The sequence below is a fragment of the Paenibacillus sp. NEAU-GSW1 genome, assembly GCF_009737085.1.
GTDB lineage: Bacteria > Bacillota > Bacilli > Paenibacillales > Paenibacillaceae > Pristimantibacillus.
The window spans coordinates 52,600-68,969 of the sequence record NZ_WOVL01000002.1 but is presented as its reverse complement, the minus strand read 5'-3'; the positions used below and the strand labels follow the sequence as shown (position 1 = coordinate 68,969).

14 protein-coding genes are annotated in these 16,370 nt (G+C 51.5%); 7 read left to right on the top strand and 7 right to left on the bottom strand.

Going from position 1 to position 16,370, the window contains the following annotated elements:
- Positions 1-112: 112 nt before the first annotated feature.
- The 4 genes from GOM71_RS01430 to GOM71_RS01415 all read left to right on the top strand — a co-directional run bounded on the left by GOM71_RS01430 (position 113) and on the right by GOM71_RS01415 (position 6,347).
- Positions 113-4,726, top strand: coding sequence for an S-layer homology domain-containing protein (locus GOM71_RS01430; protein ID WP_173275039.1), 4,614 nt, complete (start codon positions 113-115; stop codon positions 4,724-4,726).
- 61 nt (positions 4,727-4,787) lie between these two features.
- Positions 4,788-5,291, top strand: a complete 504-nt coding sequence (locus GOM71_RS01425; protein WP_156277700.1) for a phage tail protein — start codon at positions 4,788-4,790, stop codon at positions 5,289-5,291.
- Between the two features lie 27 nt (positions 5,292-5,318).
- Positions 5,319-5,813, top strand: a complete 495-nt coding sequence (locus GOM71_RS01420; RefSeq protein ID WP_156277694.1) for a phage tail protein — start codon at positions 5,319-5,321, stop codon at positions 5,811-5,813.
- Between the two features lie 18 nt (positions 5,814-5,831).
- Positions 5,832-6,347 carry a phage tail protein gene (locus GOM71_RS01415; RefSeq protein ID WP_156277692.1) on the top strand — a complete coding sequence of 172 codons (516 nt, stop codon included), beginning with the start codon at positions 5,832-5,834 and terminating at the stop codon, positions 6,345-6,347.
- Between the two features lie 42 nt (positions 6,348-6,389).
- On the opposite strand, the gene GOM71_RS01410 is transcribed toward GOM71_RS01415, so the two are convergent.
- Together GOM71_RS01410 and cysC are read right to left on the bottom strand one after the other, a co-directional pair.
- Entirely contained in the window at positions 6,390-7,115 is a 726-nt protein-coding gene (locus GOM71_RS01410) for a sulfotransferase family 2 domain-containing protein (protein WP_156277690.1), read from the bottom strand.
- Entirely contained in the window at positions 7,112-7,729 is a 618-nt protein-coding gene (gene cysC, locus GOM71_RS01405) for an adenylyl-sulfate kinase (RefSeq protein WP_156277688.1), read from the bottom strand. Before cysC ends, GOM71_RS01410 begins: the two co-directional genes overlap by 4 nt.
- Positions 7,730-7,912: 183 nt before the next feature.
- On the opposite strand from cysC, the gene GOM71_RS01400 reads away from it, so the two are divergent.
- Positions 7,913-8,434 carry a hypothetical protein gene (locus GOM71_RS01400; RefSeq protein WP_156277686.1) on the top strand — a complete coding sequence of 174 codons (522 nt, stop codon included), beginning with the start codon at positions 7,913-7,915 and terminating at the stop codon, positions 8,432-8,434.
- Positions 8,435-8,542: 108 nt separating this feature from the next.
- On the opposite strand, the gene GOM71_RS01395 is transcribed toward GOM71_RS01400, so the two are convergent.
- The 5 genes from GOM71_RS01395 to GOM71_RS01375 are packed head-to-tail and all read right to left on the bottom strand — an operon-like array spanning position 8,543 to position 12,390.
- Positions 8,543-8,977: a carboxymuconolactone decarboxylase family protein gene (locus GOM71_RS01395; RefSeq protein ID WP_156277684.1), complete on the bottom strand. Its 435-nt coding sequence runs from the start codon at positions 8,975-8,977 to the stop codon at positions 8,543-8,545.
- A gap of 49 nt (positions 8,978-9,026) precedes the next feature.
- The gene (locus GOM71_RS01390; RefSeq protein ID WP_253944645.1) at positions 9,027-9,965 is read right to left on the bottom strand and encodes a sigma-70 family RNA polymerase sigma factor; all 939 of its coding nucleotides are present in this window, start codon (positions 9,963-9,965) and stop codon (positions 9,027-9,029) included.
- A gap of 33 nt (positions 9,966-9,998) precedes the next feature.
- Positions 9,999-10,754 carry an ABC transporter permease gene (locus GOM71_RS01385; protein WP_367649422.1) on the bottom strand — a complete coding sequence of 252 codons (756 nt, stop codon included), beginning with the start codon at positions 10,752-10,754 and terminating at the stop codon, positions 9,999-10,001.
- 29 nt (positions 10,755-10,783) lie between these two features.
- Positions 10,784-11,593, bottom strand: coding sequence for an ABC transporter permease (locus tag GOM71_RS01380; RefSeq protein WP_367649421.1), 810 nt, complete (start codon positions 11,591-11,593; stop codon positions 10,784-10,786).
- Positions 11,590-12,390 (bottom strand): ABC transporter ATP-binding protein, encoded by an 801-nt coding sequence (locus tag GOM71_RS01375; protein ID WP_367649420.1) that lies wholly within the window; start codon positions 12,388-12,390, stop codon positions 11,590-11,592. The genes GOM71_RS01380 and GOM71_RS01375 overlap by 4 nt, the downstream gene beginning before the upstream one ends.
- A 392-nt stretch (positions 12,391-12,782) precedes the next feature.
- On the opposite strand from GOM71_RS01375, the gene GOM71_RS01370 reads away from it, so the two are divergent.
- Positions 12,783-14,612 (top strand): ABC transporter ATP-binding protein, encoded by a 1,830-nt coding sequence (locus GOM71_RS01370; RefSeq protein ID WP_156277678.1) that lies wholly within the window; start codon positions 12,783-12,785, stop codon positions 14,610-14,612.
- On the top strand, positions 14,599-16,311 hold the full coding sequence (locus GOM71_RS01365; protein WP_173275037.1) for an ABC transporter ATP-binding protein: 1,713 nt from the start codon (positions 14,599-14,601) through the stop codon (positions 16,309-16,311). The genes GOM71_RS01370 and GOM71_RS01365 overlap by 14 nt, the downstream gene beginning before the upstream one ends.
- Positions 16,312-16,370: the final 59 nt, after the last annotated feature.

Below are 16,370 nucleotides of genomic sequence, written 5' to 3'. Positions count from 1 at the left end.
ATTCCAAAGGCATCCTTTTTGGATTATACTGTTAATAAATAGAAATTAATTGCTAGATTTGTTTAGGGAAAACAGAAGAGGAGGGTTTGTATTGCTGCGCAGATTGGCTATAATGTTAGCTTTATTAATCACGCTTCATTCACTCACAATCGGATACGGGCACAAGGTAGCTTTCGCGGCCACGACAACTGAATTAGCGCCGATGGCAGAAGGGTTTAAGGATGACGACGGCTTCTATGTCGGTGGCGACGGCGGCAGCCACTATGTCGGCATAGGCAATTTCGGACAAACGATAGCCGCCTTGAAGTATGATTTGAGCGGGCTGGCAGGGAAGAAGATCGTCTCTGCTGTGTTGCGTATCAACGTTACAAGTTCTCTGGAAAATGCAGGGGAAATGTTTATTGATTTGAAAGTAGCCGAAAATGATGGCTGGACTAACGCTTTACCCGCTGGACCGTGGGGAACGATTTATCAGGAAAAAGCTGATTTGCCGGCTCAAGGATCAACTGGATTTTTTACATTCGATAATTCCGACGACATTCTTACTTATGTAAAAGATGAGTATGCCAGAGACCAAAAGATAACGTTTGTTCTCGAAGGCAATGAAATAGGAGGCGGCGGCACGATTACAGAGCTTGGATTTGAAGCGGGAACTGCAAAATTGATTGTGACGACCGAGCCGAACAACGCTCCGACTGCTTCCAATTCTTCGCTCACCGTGACGGAGGATGTTGCCAAAACAGCGACGCTATCCGCCTCGGATGCAGATTCCGATCCGCTGGAATATAGCATCGTGGATCAGCCTTCAAAAGGAACGGTTGCGATCACAAATACGGCAACAGGAGATTTTTCATACACGCCTGATTTGAATGAAACCGGCAACGATTCGTTTACGTTCCAAGCATACGACGGAGCGGCTTATTCGACGAAGAAAACCGTTTCCGTAACGATAAATCCGGTCAATGATGCGCCAGTCGCATCGAACGGATCGTTGAGCGTAACCGAGGATGTTGCGGCTAATGGGGATCTTTCGGCGACTGACATTGACAGCGGGACGCTCACCTACAGCATCGTTGCGCTTCCTGCAAAAGGGACAATTGCGTTTACAAATGCGGCAACAGGCGAATACACCTATACGCCAAATGCAAACGCCACCGGGAACGATACTTTTACGTTTAAAGTAAGAGATGACAATTCTGTTGATTCAAACATAGCAACGGTTAGCGTGACGATTAACAATGTGAATGACGCTCCTGCTGCCACCGATGGCGTTCTTGCCGTTACAGAGGATACCGCAGCGACAGGAACGCTTGTTGCAAGCGACGCGGACGGCAACCCTTTAACCTATTGGGTGGATGCGCAGGGCGCGAAAGGCACCGTAGTCATCAATTCATCGACAGGCGAGTACACTTACACGCCAAACCTGAATGCAACCGGTCTTGATTCATTTAAGTTAAAAGCATATGACAACCAATATTACTCGAATGCGGCGACGATAAGCGTAACGATCAGCTCGGAGGCAGACGCGCCGGCGGCAAGCAACGGCACCCTGATCGTAGCGGAAGACAGCTCGGCTAATGCAGGCGCGCTCTCGGCGACGGATGCCGAGAACGATGCGCTTACGTACAGCATTGTGGACTCTCCTGCAAAAGGTTCGGTTGTTATTACGAATACAGCAACAGGCGCGTATACGTACACGCCGAATGCCAATGCGACAGGAAACGATACGTTTACGTTTCGAGCGAAAGACGCCGCGCTTTTTTCCAATACCGCGACGGTTACCGTGACGATCAACAATGTGAATGATCCGCCGGTCGCGAACGGAGGAACGCTAGCGGTTACTGAGGATACAGCGGCAAACGGAATATTGACGTCGTCCGATATCGACGAAGGCGAAACACAGACCTACAGTGTGATAGATCAGGGCGGCAAAGGTACGGTTTCGATTACGAATGCGTCTACCGGGGCGTATACCTATACGCCAAACGCAGACGCGACAGGAACGGATACGTTCACCTTCCAGGTGAACGATGGCGAGGCCAATTCCAATATTGCGACAATCAATATCACGATAAATGGAGAAAATGACGCTCCTGTTGCGAATCCCGGCACGCTGTCTGTAACCGAGGATACGGCAAAGACAGGAAGACTTAGCGCAGCCGATTCCGAGGGAGACGATCTGACCTACTCAATCGTCGGGTTGCCAGGCAAAGGAACGGTTACTCTGGACGATTCGTCAACGGGCGACTTTACTTACACGCCAAGTCCGAATGCGACGGGCAGCGACAGCTTTACCTTTAAGGCTAGCGACATCGGGCTGCTGGATTCCGGCATCGTGACGATTTCAGTGACGATTGCTGCGGTCAATGACGCCCCTGTCGCGATCGCTGGAACGCTTGCCGTTACGGAGGACACTTCTAATTCCGGCATTTTGGAGGCAAGCGACGTGGACGGCGATTCCCTGAAAATCAGCATTGAAGCTCAGGGTGATAAAGGCACGGTCGAACTCTTAAACGAATTTACCGGAGCTTACAGCTATACGCCTAATCTCAATGCATCGGGTACCGATACGTTCCAATTCAAAGCAAGCGATGAGCATCTCGATTCGAGCATCGTAACGGTGACCGTTACGATTGCGGGCGTGAACGATTTGCCGGTTGCGAGCGACGGGACGCTTTCGGTTACAGAGGATACAGTAAAGACAGGATCGCTTTCGGCAACCGACGTGGAAGGAGACACGCTCACTTATAGTGTAGTGTCGCAGGGCGGTAAAGGAACGGTGGCGATTACGAATGCAGCGACGGGAGCATTTACGTATACGCCAAACTTAAATGAAACGGGCGCCGATTCGTTCGCGTTCAGGGCGGCGGACGGAGACGGCAATTCCAATATCGCAACCGTTGCGGTGGAGATTGCTGGCGTGAACGATGCGCCTGTCGCCAATGCCGGAACGCTGTCAGCTACGGAAGAGACGGCAGCCGCAGCTATTCTGTCTGCAACCGATTCAGAGGGGGACGGGCTGACCTACAGCATTGCCGATCAGCCCTCGAAAGGCTCTGTTGTCATTACTGACCCTTCGACTGGAGCTTATACGTATACGCCGAATGTGAATGCGACAGGCAGCGACAGCTTTACTTTCACAGCAAAAGACAGCGCGTTAACTTCCGTTAAAGCGACGATTTCGGTGACGATTGCCGGCGTCAATGATGTGCCGGTTGCTGCAGATATCGTCAATGTGCAAGTGAAGTACGGGAAAGCGAAAACAGACTCGTTTACAGCGACCGATGTCGACGGCGATACGCTCACTTACAGCATTGTAGAACAGGGCACACTCGGAACGGCAACAGTGACAGGCAATACGTTTACGTATACGCCGAAGCGCGGAGCATCAGGCAAGGATAAGTTTAAATTCCAGGTTTCTGACGGAAACGGCGGTACAGCCCAGGCTTATGTCAATGTCAAAATTGCAACGCCGGGGGGAACTGTGCCGAAAGATCCGGAGCATGGACGCAAACCGTTCCCGATCGGCGTGGACGGCGCCATTCAAGAGGAGATTGCGACCGTAGAGACGTCGCAGGCAGGCGGTCGTACGGTTACGACAGTAAGCTTTGATGAGGAGAAGCTGCTGAAGGAATTTAAAGGCAAGCCTTTCACCAAACTTACGATCTCGCTCGACGAGGCGGCGGATCAATTCGCGCTCGAGATTAGCGGGGAGCTGTTTAAAGGCTTGGACGGGCATGCAGTGGTGATCGAGCTTCGAACACCGCTCGGAACTTACTTGTTGCCATTATCCCAAATGCCAGCGAATAACGCCGTCCGCCTTACCATTAGCAAACCGGAAGCAGGAACGCTGCAAGCTATGCAGTCTGCCGTTAACAAGAACGGAGCACAGCTCGTCGCCGGGCCGGTAGATTTCGAGATTACGGTATCCTCCGGAGATAAACAACAATCAGTCGCTCGCTTTGCTCAATATGTGCAGCGCATGATTCCGCTTCCGTCCGATACGGAACCGGGCGTTGCCTTTACAGGCGTCGTTCTGGAAAGCAATGGCGCAATCCGCCATGTGCCGACCGCGATTGTGAAGCAAGACGGAGTATACTATGCCGTCATTAGCAGCTTAACGAACAGCACTTATGCGGTCATTCGGAAAACGTCTGAGTTTGCCGATACAGCAGGGCATTGGAGCGAGGATGAGGTGAATGATCTCGGTTCCCGCCTCATTGTTCAAGGAGATAAGAACGGTAATTTCCTTCCGGATCAAGCGATTTCCAGAGCCGAGTTTGTTGCCATCGTTGCTAGAGGCCTTGGTTTGAAGGCGGCCGACGGAAACGGAGCGCCTGCATTCTCCGATGTGTCAGCATCCGATTGGTTTGCGCAGGCAATAGCTGCCGCGGTTTCTTACGGGCTTGTCGATGGGTATAAGGACGGTAGGTTCCTCCCGAACCAGAATATTACCCGTGTGGAAGCGATAGCGATTATGGCTAGAGCGATGAAGCTCGCTGGAGCGAAGGATGCAGTGGATGAGACCGAAGCGGAAAGCTTGCTGGCGGCATTTGCCGATCAAGAGGAAGTGGCCGTCTGGGCAAGAAACGTTACCGCAACGGTAATAAAAGCCGGAATCGTAAGAGGCAATGGCGGAGAATTGAAGCCGGATGCTCCGATTACAAGAGCAGAGACAGCGGCTATGGTTCGCAGATTGCTTCAGCAAGCCCATCTGATAGACTAACTAACGCATAAACCGGGCAAGAAATTGTCCGGTTTAAATAAAAATGAGGGGGATTTGTAGGATGAGTGAGCCTTATGTTGGAGAAATTCGATTGTTTGCCGGTAATTACGCGCCCGAAGGCTGGGCCCCATGTGACGGCAGATTGTTAGAGATTAGCGGAAATGAGGTCGTGTTCACTCTCATCGGCACAACGTACGGGGGAGACGGCATTACTAATTTTGCCTTGCCGGATTTACGGGGAAGATTAATGATCGGCGAAAGCAGCCAACATCCGCTTGGACAATCGGCAGGAACAGAGTCAGTGACTTTAAAAGAGGCAGAGCTGCCCGTTCACACGCATACGCCGGCTGCTTGCCAGGAGAAAGGAACGACCGCTGATCCGTCGGGCATGATCTGGGCGATCAGCGACATTACGCAATATTCGAATGAACCCGCTACCGGAAAAATGAATGCTGCCGCAATCGCGCCGACAGGCGGCAGTTTGCCGCATGATAATATGATGCCTTTTCTCGTGTGCAATTATATCATCGCGCTAAACGGAATATTTCCTGATTTCGAGTATTAATAACATTAATTAAGGAGGCTATTCAACATGTCAGATTATTTCCTTGGAGAAATTCGCGCATTTCCGTATAGCAGGGGAGTTCCAAAAGGGTGGATGGAATGCAAGGGACAGCTGCTCCCGATCAGCACCAATTCAGCGTTGTTTTCGCTTCTTGGCGTTATGTACGGCGGCAACGGCACGATCAATTTTGCCTTGCCGAATTTGCAGGGCAGAGCAGTCATTCATGGTATGAATCCGTTACCCGGAAAACCGGGCGGGGAGGAAATGCATACGCTGACGGTTGATGAAATGCCGGCGCATACGCATGCTGCGAAAGCAGGTCAGGCTGTTTCGACAACCGATCCGACGAATGCCGTTTGGGGCAAGTCGAGCATTAACAACTACGGGCAGTATGCTTCGGCAACGATGAGTACGGACTCATTGAACAATAGCGGCAGCAGTCAGCCTCATAACAATATGCAGCCTTATTTGGCTGTAAGGTATTGTATTGCAATTGCCGGCATATATCCGCCAAGGAACTAAGGGGAGGTCTTATTTAATATGGATGCTTATACAGGCGAAATTCGGATTTTTGCAGGCAATTATGCGCCTTATCAATGGGCTTTTTGCGAAGGACAAGAGCTTAATATTAGAGATTATACAAAATTGTTTGCGGTTCTCGGCGTACAGTTTGGCGGCAATGGAACCACGACGTTTCATCTTCCGGACATGAGGGGCAGAGCTCCGATCAGCCAAGGGACAGGTCCTGGGCTAAGCTTTCGGGAGGTTGGAGAAACAGGCGGCAGTGCTAGCGTTACATTAACGACGGCAGAAATACCGGCGCATACGCATATTCCTAACTTTGAAGAGTCGGGCAACCAGACGAATCCCGCCGCATCCAAATGGGCGAATCCCGGCAAAAGAAGCAATCAGACCTACAACGGCTCCGGAGAGACGGAGATGAGCCCGCTCGCAATCGGGTCGACTGGAGGCAGCCAGCCTCATAACAATATGCAGCCCTATGTTGAAATGAAATATATTATTTGCTTGCAAGGCATTGCCCCGAATAGGCCATAGTCGAATAGAGATAACGGCGCAGACCAATCCTGCGCCGTTTTTTTATGGGCTGCTTTTGAAATGCTGAAGAGCGCTATGCTGAGCAGGCGATAAATGGCCCAGCTTTTTGTGCATCTGCTCCAAGGCGTACTGATAGAGCGCGATATCAATGCTGTTTTTTTCACGGATTAGCTGCAGTGTCGCAGAACTAATTTGGTTTTGTTTGAGCCGGTTTGTTGTGACATTCAGCGTAGGGTAACGCTGCAACGGCCAGCCCATCCCATCCGCAAGCAAAAATTGAGATTCCGCATACATTTCGGTAATGCCAACAAGCGACATTTTCCGGGCCAAAATTTTTTTCGCCAGTTTGAGGTCCGGCGCAAGTGTGTCGATATTCCCGCTAATAAAGCGGGTTTGTAAGTTCACATATTCATTGTCGAAGAGCGGATTATGAATAAATTCGTCTATGCATAAATAGGGTGCGTAGTACAGAGGGTGGTTTACATTATGATACATGAAATAGAAATAGGAAATCGTTAGTTCAACGGGATCTCTCAGCATTGTAATGTACCGAAAGGGTCGTTCGGTTTCGCGATGGATGCCGTAAGGGAAATGGCCGCATAAAGCGTCCACCGTATTTAACGCTTCGGCCGTCGCTACAGGCGAGGAGGATACCTGGAAATAGTAGACGGTCTTCGGGCAGTTGTCGAGAATCATCTGCGTAAAGGAGGTTCCGCCAGTTTTCGGAATATGCAAATAGAGCAGCAGTTCGTTGGAGTCTGCTTTCATAGCCGGATCTCCTCGATATATCCGTTATTTTGCAAATAAGCCATAATGATCGAGACCGATTGCTCAATTGTTTGCTTGTCGCTTTCCATGATCAAATCCGGTCGGAGAGGCGGCTCATAGGGGGCCGAAATTCCGGTGAATTGCTGGATTTCCCCCGCCCGTGCCTTGCGGTAAAGTCCTTTCGGATCTCTTTGCTCGCATGTTTCGATGGCGCATTTCACATAAATCTCGATAAACTCGCCTGCTGCAAATTGGGAACGGAGGCGTTCGCGCTCTTCCCGAAACGGAGAAATAACGGCGACTAACGCGATCGTTCCGGCATCGACAAACAGTTTGGCGGCTTCTCCGATTCGTCGTATATTTTCCGAACGGTCGCCGGGACTGAAGCCGAGTCCGCTGCTCAAGCCGCGGCGCAAATGATCGCCGTCCAAAATATAGCTGCGGATCCGTTGCTGATGAAGACGAAGCTCGATTTCAGCAGCTAACGTTGATTTGCCTGAACCTGACAGTCCTGTAAACCACAATACGCAGCTTTTGTGTCCGTTCAGGCGTTGTCTGTCTTCTTTGCTTATTTGTGAACGATGCCATGAGAGATTGGAAGTATCCGGTCTCATTCGCTTCACCTCGGTATATTTCTATAACTATATTGTATGTAGGGAATGGATAAGCGCATTAGTTCATTCGTACAAATTGGAATGCAGGTGTCCTGTTGGATGAATCTATTAGGTAGAAAGGTACAAGCAGACGCATTTACACACTCATATTCTAGAATAAATGGGATGAGGAGTGGATGCTCGATGTCTAATAACAGAGATGGAAACTCTAGCGGCAGCAATTACGGCTACAGCGGATCAGGAGGGGGGAGCTCCTACGGCAACCGATCGCACGGCAACAAATCAAATGGGTACAAATCACACGGCAACAAGTCATACGATGGCGGGCTGTACAGCGGCATGTCAAATAGAGGCGGATCATCCGGCGGCAGTTCCTATGGCGGAGGGGCATACGGAGGCAAAATATATATCGGCTACAAAGGTGATAGCTGTCGGGGCGGCGGCTGCCACGACAGAGGCTCGTCAGGCAATCAAATTATTAACTGCGTATTGAATAAAATCGGAGTAGGAACTTCTCATATTCGTATTCATTTCGGCGGAACTTCGCATTCGGGCGTGTTTTTTGGCTTGGAGGGCGGTTGCGTGCTTTTGAATGTAAAAGGGGTCATTTCTTACATTAAGATAAGTTCGATTACCGCAGTGGATGTTGGTGTTGTGCCTTGCAAATCAAGAAAATCGAAATCGAAGTGCCGGAAAAAATGCTAGTCATTTGGCATGGCGGACAAGCAGGCGGGGCAATGCTTCCGGCCTGTCATCCGCCATCCAATGACACTTGCTGCTATACTAATTTATCGATAGCGTACGAGGGCGATTTTAGTTAGGAATCATTCGGGCGCTGATTGCGATGCGATTCCAGCTGTTAATGGTCACGATCGCCATAATAATGTCGGCAAGTTCTGTTTGCTCGAAATGCCGGACAGCTTCCTCATATACTTCATCAGGCACATGGCCGTCGGTAACGAGCGTAATCGCCTCGGTCAATGCCAATACGGCACGTTCTTTGTCTGTATAGATAGGCACTTCGCGCCAACCGTTCAGCAGATAAATGCGCTGCTCGGTTTCGCCGAGTTTGCGAGCGTGTTTCGTATGCATGTCGAGGCAGAAGCCGCAGCCGTTCACTTGGGAAGCACGGAGCTTGATGAGCCCCAGCAAGTTTTTGTCGACGCTTGCTTGGATGTAGTTCTCCAGACCGAGCATTGCTTTGTAACCACCAGGAATGACCTCAAATAAATTCATACGTGCTTGCATGTTTTCGTCTCCTTTGCGGCCGCTTGGCGGCCTTTTTTTGTTTGATCACCTATTCTGACAAAGGAGAGAAATCATTTGTGACTTCCAGCGGCACATGTTGTAATTTATCCGGGTTTATCACAATGTAAATGTGTTCGATGAATCGTTCGTTATCGGCGTTTGGCTCGCTAAGCTTGAAGCTGACCGTTCGCAGGGGGGCGCCGTCTTTGAACATAATAATGCCGGGCTGCCCGTTAATGTCGGCTTGGAAGGCAATATCGCCCAAATAGCCCTTAGGCAACAGCCCGCGGAAGAAGGCGCAGACGCGATCGCTGCCGATAATGGTGAAGATGGCAGCGCGCACCCTGCCGCCGCCGTCGGAGGTAAGGAGCGCATCTTTCGTCAGCAGCGCGACAAGCGCGTCGGCATTGCCGGTTTGCATAGCTGACAGAAACGCCAATGTGATGGAGTCGGCGCTGAAGCGGGAGGATGACGCTCGTTCAGGGCTGAATGCAATTCCCGGCGACAACTGCTCCAGCTTCATCTTCGCGCGGCTGAGCAGCTTTCGGCAGGCAGGCTCTGTTTTGCCGAGGGAGGCCGCGATTTCCTCATAATCGTATTGAAGCGTCTCCCGCAATATAAATACGGCTCGCTCTAGGGCTGACAGCTGCTCCAGCAGAACGAGCAGAGCGTAAGAGATCGTCTCTTTCCGCTCCATTACGTCAGCGGGATCGTCGGCTGCAGCTTTGCCGAAGCGGACATCCGGCTCCGGCAGCCATTCACCGACATAGAGCTCTCTCTTCTTGCGCGCAGAATTCATGTAGTTAATTGACCTATTCGTTATCATTCGAGCGAGATAGGCCTGCTTATTGACGATTGTTTCCTGCTTCAGCCTGCTGTACTCGGCAAAGGTATCTTGCACAAGATCCTCTGCATCGGCGAATGATCCCGTCATGCGGTATGCGATCGTTCGCATCAGGCTGGAATAGGAGAGGTACAGTTGCTGCATTTCCAAAGGAGGGCCACCTTTCTTCCTTCACAGTTAGGAACCGGTTGAGCGATAGCGGCGAACGCCGGTCCGCCATATGAGCAAGCATGGCGCCAGGAACATCAGGCCGGCAAGCGGGGTGAGCGCGTACCACGGATTGTCCTGGCGATCAAGAATATATTGCAGCGGCAAATAGTTGGCGCATCCGAACGGGATAATGAAGGTGAAAAACTGCTGTATTCTTATATGATAAATATCGAGCGGATATTGTGACATTTCCCTTCCGCCATCCGTAAAAATGTTGGCGATTTCCAGTCCTTGAACGGTCCAGAAGCTAATTGACGCGCTTAATATGAATATACCTGTGAAAATAATAATGCCGCAAGCGAGCATGAGAACAAGAGTGAGCGCTTTTAAAAAGGTCCAGTCGGTATCCAGCTTGACGATGGTCCAGATCAGAACGGCGGTGCCGAGAAAAAGCCTTCCGACTCGCGAAAATTCAAAGCGCGAGCCAAGCACTTGAATAATGGTGCCGCGCGGCCTGACGAGCAGGCGGTCGAAGTCGCCGTTTACGACCAGCGACGAGAACATATCAAAGCCGCGGGCAAAGCATTCTGTAATTGAAAATGCCATATGGGTTATGGCGAAGCAGAGCATTACTTCATAGAAGTCCCAGCCTTTAATTTGCCCGAAGCGCTCAAACATGAAATAAAGTCCGGCGAAAACGGTGAAGGGCGTCAGGCATTGCCCGACTGCCAGCAGGATGAAAGAAGCGCGGTACTGCATTTGCGCTTTCAGCAGCAGCCGCATGTATTTGAAATAGAGGGTCATAATTGCCGTTAACCTCCTTGAACGACAAGCCGCCGCAGCGCTTTGTTCATCGACCATCGGCCGAAAGCGGCGAGAGCGGCAAGCCAAAGCAGTTGATACAGCAGTCCTACGGCGGCGTCGCCATGCGGTATATGGCCGGTGTAGACGCGGAACGGGAAGTCGACGGTCCAATGGAACGGCAGGACGTAAACGATCCGTTGCAGCCACTCCGGCATTAGCGGCACCGGAATAATCATCCCTGCGAGAAATTCGCCGAAGACGCTGAACATAAGCAGGGAGCCAGCCGGCGACATCGTAATGAATACCGAAACGTAGATCAGCATGGAAATGGACACGACGAGCAGCAGCCCGATACACAACGAGACGATGAACAGCAGGAACGATGCAAGATCGGGAGGCAAAGTAAGCCGATAAGGCTGAGGCAATAGTACGGCGACGGCGAGAATCGGCAGGCATCGCAGCAAAGCGCTTGAAATGCGCTGGGCGAGCAGCTTTGCGTACCATAGGCTGTAAATGCCGTTCGGCCTGCATAGTTCATAAGCGATATTGCCGCTCGTAATGAGCTGGAACAACTCGTTGTCTCGCAGCCATAATGCGATAAACGCCAAAAACGCTTGTTTGAGCCAGGAGTAGGCAACCACTTCGGACAGGCTTATTTGCGCGGCGTCCATGTTAACGTTCGTATAGAAGGCTTCAAACACCATGATGAAAATAAACCCGAAAAAAAACTGCGTCGCGATGCCTGCATACGCTGCCGCGCGATACTGCAAGCCGTTAATGAGGCGGAGTCTTAAAACGGCGAAATAGGGCTTCATCATAGCTCGTACTCCGTGTACATCCGGACGATGATTTCCTCAATGGAAAGATCGCCGGTTCCATACCGGCTGCGCAGCCCTTGCACGTTTCCGTCGTATAAGAGGCTGCCTTTGCCGATCAGCAGCAGCCGATCCGCGAGCGCTTCGATGTCGTTCATGTCATGGGTGGTGAGAATGACTGTGACGCCTTTTTCTTTATTGATCGTCTTAATAAAATTTCGCACGGCGATTTTGGAGACAGCATCAAGCCCAATCGTTGGTTCGTCTAAGAAGAGGATGCTCGGACTGTGCAGCAGGGAGGCAGCGATTTCGCATCGCATGCGTTGTCCAAGGCTTAGTTGCCGCACGGGCATTTGAAGAATAGCGGAAATGTCGAGCGTTTCGGTGAGCAAGTTCAGCATGCTGCGATATTCGGCTTGCGGAATGCGGTAGATGTCGCGGAGCAGTTCGAAGGAGTCGAGCACCGGCACGTCCCACCATAGCTGAGAGCGCTGGCCGAATACGACGCCGATATGTTTTACATATGCGGTCCTGTCATTCCACGGGTTGTAGCCCATGATTGAGCAGGAGCCGCTGTCCGGAACGAGTATGCCGCTCATTATTTTGATCGTAGTTGACTTGCCTGCGCCGTTCGGTCCAATGTAGCCGACGATCTCGCCGGGCGCGATGTTGAACGATATGCCTTGCAGCGCCTCTACGGCTGTGTATTCCCGGCGGAATAACGATTTGACCGCATGCTTAAGCCCTGCCGGCCGCTTGGCCACCAGAAAGGTCTTGCTTATTCCCTCTAACTGAATCACGTTTGATACCTCCTAAAAGTTTTGCGAAGCAAAACTTGCTTCGTAAGCATTCGCTTAGTTTTGCGAAGCAAAACTTGCTTCGTAAGCATTCGCTTAGTTTTGCGAAGCAAAACTTGCTTCGTAAGCATTCGCTTAGTTTTGCGAAGCAAAACTTGCTTCGTAAGCATTCGCTTAGTAAAGTTGAATCCGTTCACGGTGAAATGACAGGGAGAAGATATTACCACTCTATGGGAAACGCTGTCAATCTAAGTTTATTATGTTGTGACAGCGCTAACAATTTTTAATATGGAATGTATTGACAATCGAAGCGGACGTAATTATGATAGATTCCTTGACCTAAATATAGAGACGCTAGTCTTACATACGCTGATAGAGGGGCGGAGGAGGGTTTTATGCAAAAACAGGATTCAGAACCGAGCAGGAAAATGAAGGAGAAGCAGGGCGGAAAGGGCGAGCTGGAGCAATCGAAAAAGTCTTACCTGTGGGCGCTGTCGTTCTTGCGGCCGTACGGCAAACAAATTGCGGCGCTTGCGTTATGCGGCATCATGGCGGTGCTCGGCGAGACGCTGACCCCCAAGATGATCCAATATGTCATCGATTCGGCAGCCAAAGAAAAGGATCTTTCGTTATTCGCTAGTATTATCGCTGCTTTGGCCGTTATCAACCTGCTTATGCTTGCCGCCAAAAACTATCGCAATCTGCTGCAGCGCACAATCGGCGAGCTTGCCTCCCGGGATATGCAGCTGGCGATATTCAAACATTTGCGCAAGCTTGGGTTTTCGCATTATGAGCGTCACCCCGCCGGCGAGACGCTCTCGATGTTTAATTCGGAGGTTGCTTCCGTACAAAAAATATACCGCAACTTTTTGCCCGGCGTCATCGATAATTTGCTGTTTATTGCGGTTGCATTCGTATGGTTGATCAGCATCAGCGGCTGGCTGTCGCTCATTATGGTGCCGACGTTTGCGCTGTATTATGTTTTCGGTCCTTACTTCGAGCGGAAAGCCGCTTCCTATGGAACGCAATCGGGAAAGGCGCGCATCGAATATAATCAGACGGTGTACGAGAGCATCTCCGGATTGCGGGAATTCCGCGCTTTCGGCTCGCAGCCTTGGTACCATGAACGCACGCTGTCGAAGCATAAAAATTGGGCTCACTTTTACTTGCAGTCCGCTACCTTCGGCTTTGCGCGGGGCAGCTATCGCCGGTTTGTGTTTTACTTAGGCGCGGCCGGCGTGTTCGCGGCCGGTTATTATGCGGTGCAGAACAATTGGATTACGCTTGGCGCTTTTGTCGCTTTTATACTGCTTTATATGACGGCGATGTTCAGGCTGACGATGCTTGTCACGCTGCTGACCGAGCAGAAGCTTGTCGTCCATCAGACGATTCCGCTCTATCAGTTCATGCATAAGCCGATAGAAATTGATGATCCTGAGGAACCGGTCAAGCTGGATAAAATCAAGGGCGAGCTCGTCTTCGACAATGTCCGGTTCGAATATCCGGGCCAGCCTCCGGTTATTAACGGCTTTTCGCTGCGAATCAAGCCCGGGGAAAAGGTGGCGTTCGTCGGGGCGAGCGGCGGCGGAAAGACGACGATGTTCAAAATGATCGGCAGATTTTACGATCCGACTTCGGGCGCCATTAAGCTGGATGGCGTTCCGACGCGCGAGCTGGAGCTCGCGCAGCTCCGGGAAGCGATCGGGTACGTTTTCCAGGAAACGTATCTGTTCGGCTCCTCGGTGCGTGAAAATATCCGTTTCGGCAGGCCGGAGGCGACCGACGCGGAAGTGGAGGAGGCAGCGCGGGCGGCATACGCTCATGATTTCATCATGCAGCTGCCGGAGGGCTACGATACGTTAGTCGGGGAGCGGGGCATGAAGCTGTCCGGCGGACAGAAGCAGCGGATTTCCATTGCCCGAATGTTTGTGAAGCAGCCGGCGATTATTTTGCTTGATGAGGCAACGTCGTCGCTGGACAATGTGAGCGAATATGAGGTGCAGCGCGCACTGGACGAGATTCTTGTCAATCGGACGACGATTGCGATCGCTCATCGCCTTTCGACGGTGAAGCATTTCGACCGCATTATTGTTATTCAAGACGGGGCGGTCGCAGAAGCGGGAAGCTATGATGAGCTTATCGAACGGCGCGGCCTGCTCTATCATTTGGAAGCGGGACAATCAGGCGTTGCGGAAGGAGGCAGATCGGCTCATGAAGTATATTAAAATTTTTTGGTCGAACTCGCTGCTCATTCGCGGAACGTATTTGATCGCGCTTCTTTATTTGATAATCGAATCCTTCTCGAACTATACGCTCGTTTATGTGCAAAAAATATTGATCGACGATGTGTTCGGACAAGGCAAATACGAGCTTCTCCCGCTCGTAATCGGCATCTTCCTGCTTGCCGGCACTGTTTATGCGCTGATGTTCACGATGACGAGCCGCTCGCTCGTCCGCAACGAGTTTGCCGTCAGCCGTTCGCTGCTTGCGCGCATGCTCCGGCGAATCGAGCATGTGCCGGTAGAGAGGTTTCAAAACGAGCGAACCGGAAAATATGTATACACGTTTACGCAGGATTTGTTTCAGACGGCCAGCGTAATGGGCTGGCAAATTCCGCGCGGCATGCAGGAGCTGCTCAATTTGGGCATCCTGATGACCATCATCGGGTTAGCGAGTCCATCGCTGCTGTTCATGATTGTTGCGCTTTGCGCCGTCTACATTATGATCGGCTACTACTTTTCGCCGAAGCTGAAAGCGGCCGCCAAGCGGGTTTCCGAGAAACGCGCGGCGCTGCTCGTACAGATTGAGGAAGGGGTCGCTTCGACGCGCGAAGTGGTCGCATACCACCGTCTCAAATGGGAAGAGAAGCTGTACGGCACGATGTTCGACGATTATTTCAAGCAGGTGATGCAGGAAGGCAAGCTGGTAAACAGGCAAATGCGGTACAGCGATCCGATGAAATGGGGAATTGGCCTTGTGGTGCTCGGATTTTGCGGCTACCAGCTCATTCATGACCGGATGTCGATCGGGACGTTCGTTATTTTGTTTCAGTTTTCAACGCAGCTTTCCGATGCCTTCTATAACTTTTTTCAATTTATAATGGGCCTTTCCTCGCAGCTTGCGAACATCGACCGCGTCCATCGCATCTTGGATTTGGAGCAGCATGACAAGGGCGAAAACGGAATCGATGCGCCTGTGAGAAAGCTGGCCTTCCACGATGTCGGCTTCCGCTATGCCGCCGATTTGCCGGAGGTCATTCGCGATTTCTCAGCCGAAATGCCGGTCGGCCGCAAAATTGCGTTTGTCGGTCCGAGCGGCTGCGGTAAATCAACGATTGCGCAATTGCTGATCCGATTCTACGAAACGGGAGAAGGGGCGATTCGGCTCAACGGCATTCCTGCGGAACGGCAAAGCAGAGAGCAGTGGCCGGACAAAATCTCGATTGTTTTTCAGGACCCGTATATGTTTTCCGATACGATCCGCGAGAACCTGATGCTCGGCAGAGAAGGGATGACGCAAGCGGACATCGAGGAAGCGTGCCGGATCGCGCAAATTCACGATTTCATTATGGAGCTGCCGGAGGGCTACGATACGAATATCGGCGAGCGCGGCATCAAGCTATCCGGCGGACAGCGGCAGCGCATTGCGATCGCGCGTGCGATCGCGGGCGATCCGGAGGTGCTCGTGCTTGATGAAGCGACCTCGGCGCTCGATATGGAGACAGAGCGGCAGCTGCTGTCCCGACTGGATGAACGGCGAGCGGGGCTGACGACCATTATGATTGCCCATCGGCTGTCTACGATCGAGAATGCCGATGTCATCTATGTAATGGATCAAGGCGCGCTGGCCGAGCAAGGCACCCACGAGGAGCTGCTTGCAAATAGCGGCGTCTACCGGCAGCTGATTATGGCGCAAAGCGAATAGCGTACGAACGCCATTGCAATTGCGTTATAATAGGAGGCATATCGGGCAGGGAGGCGAGC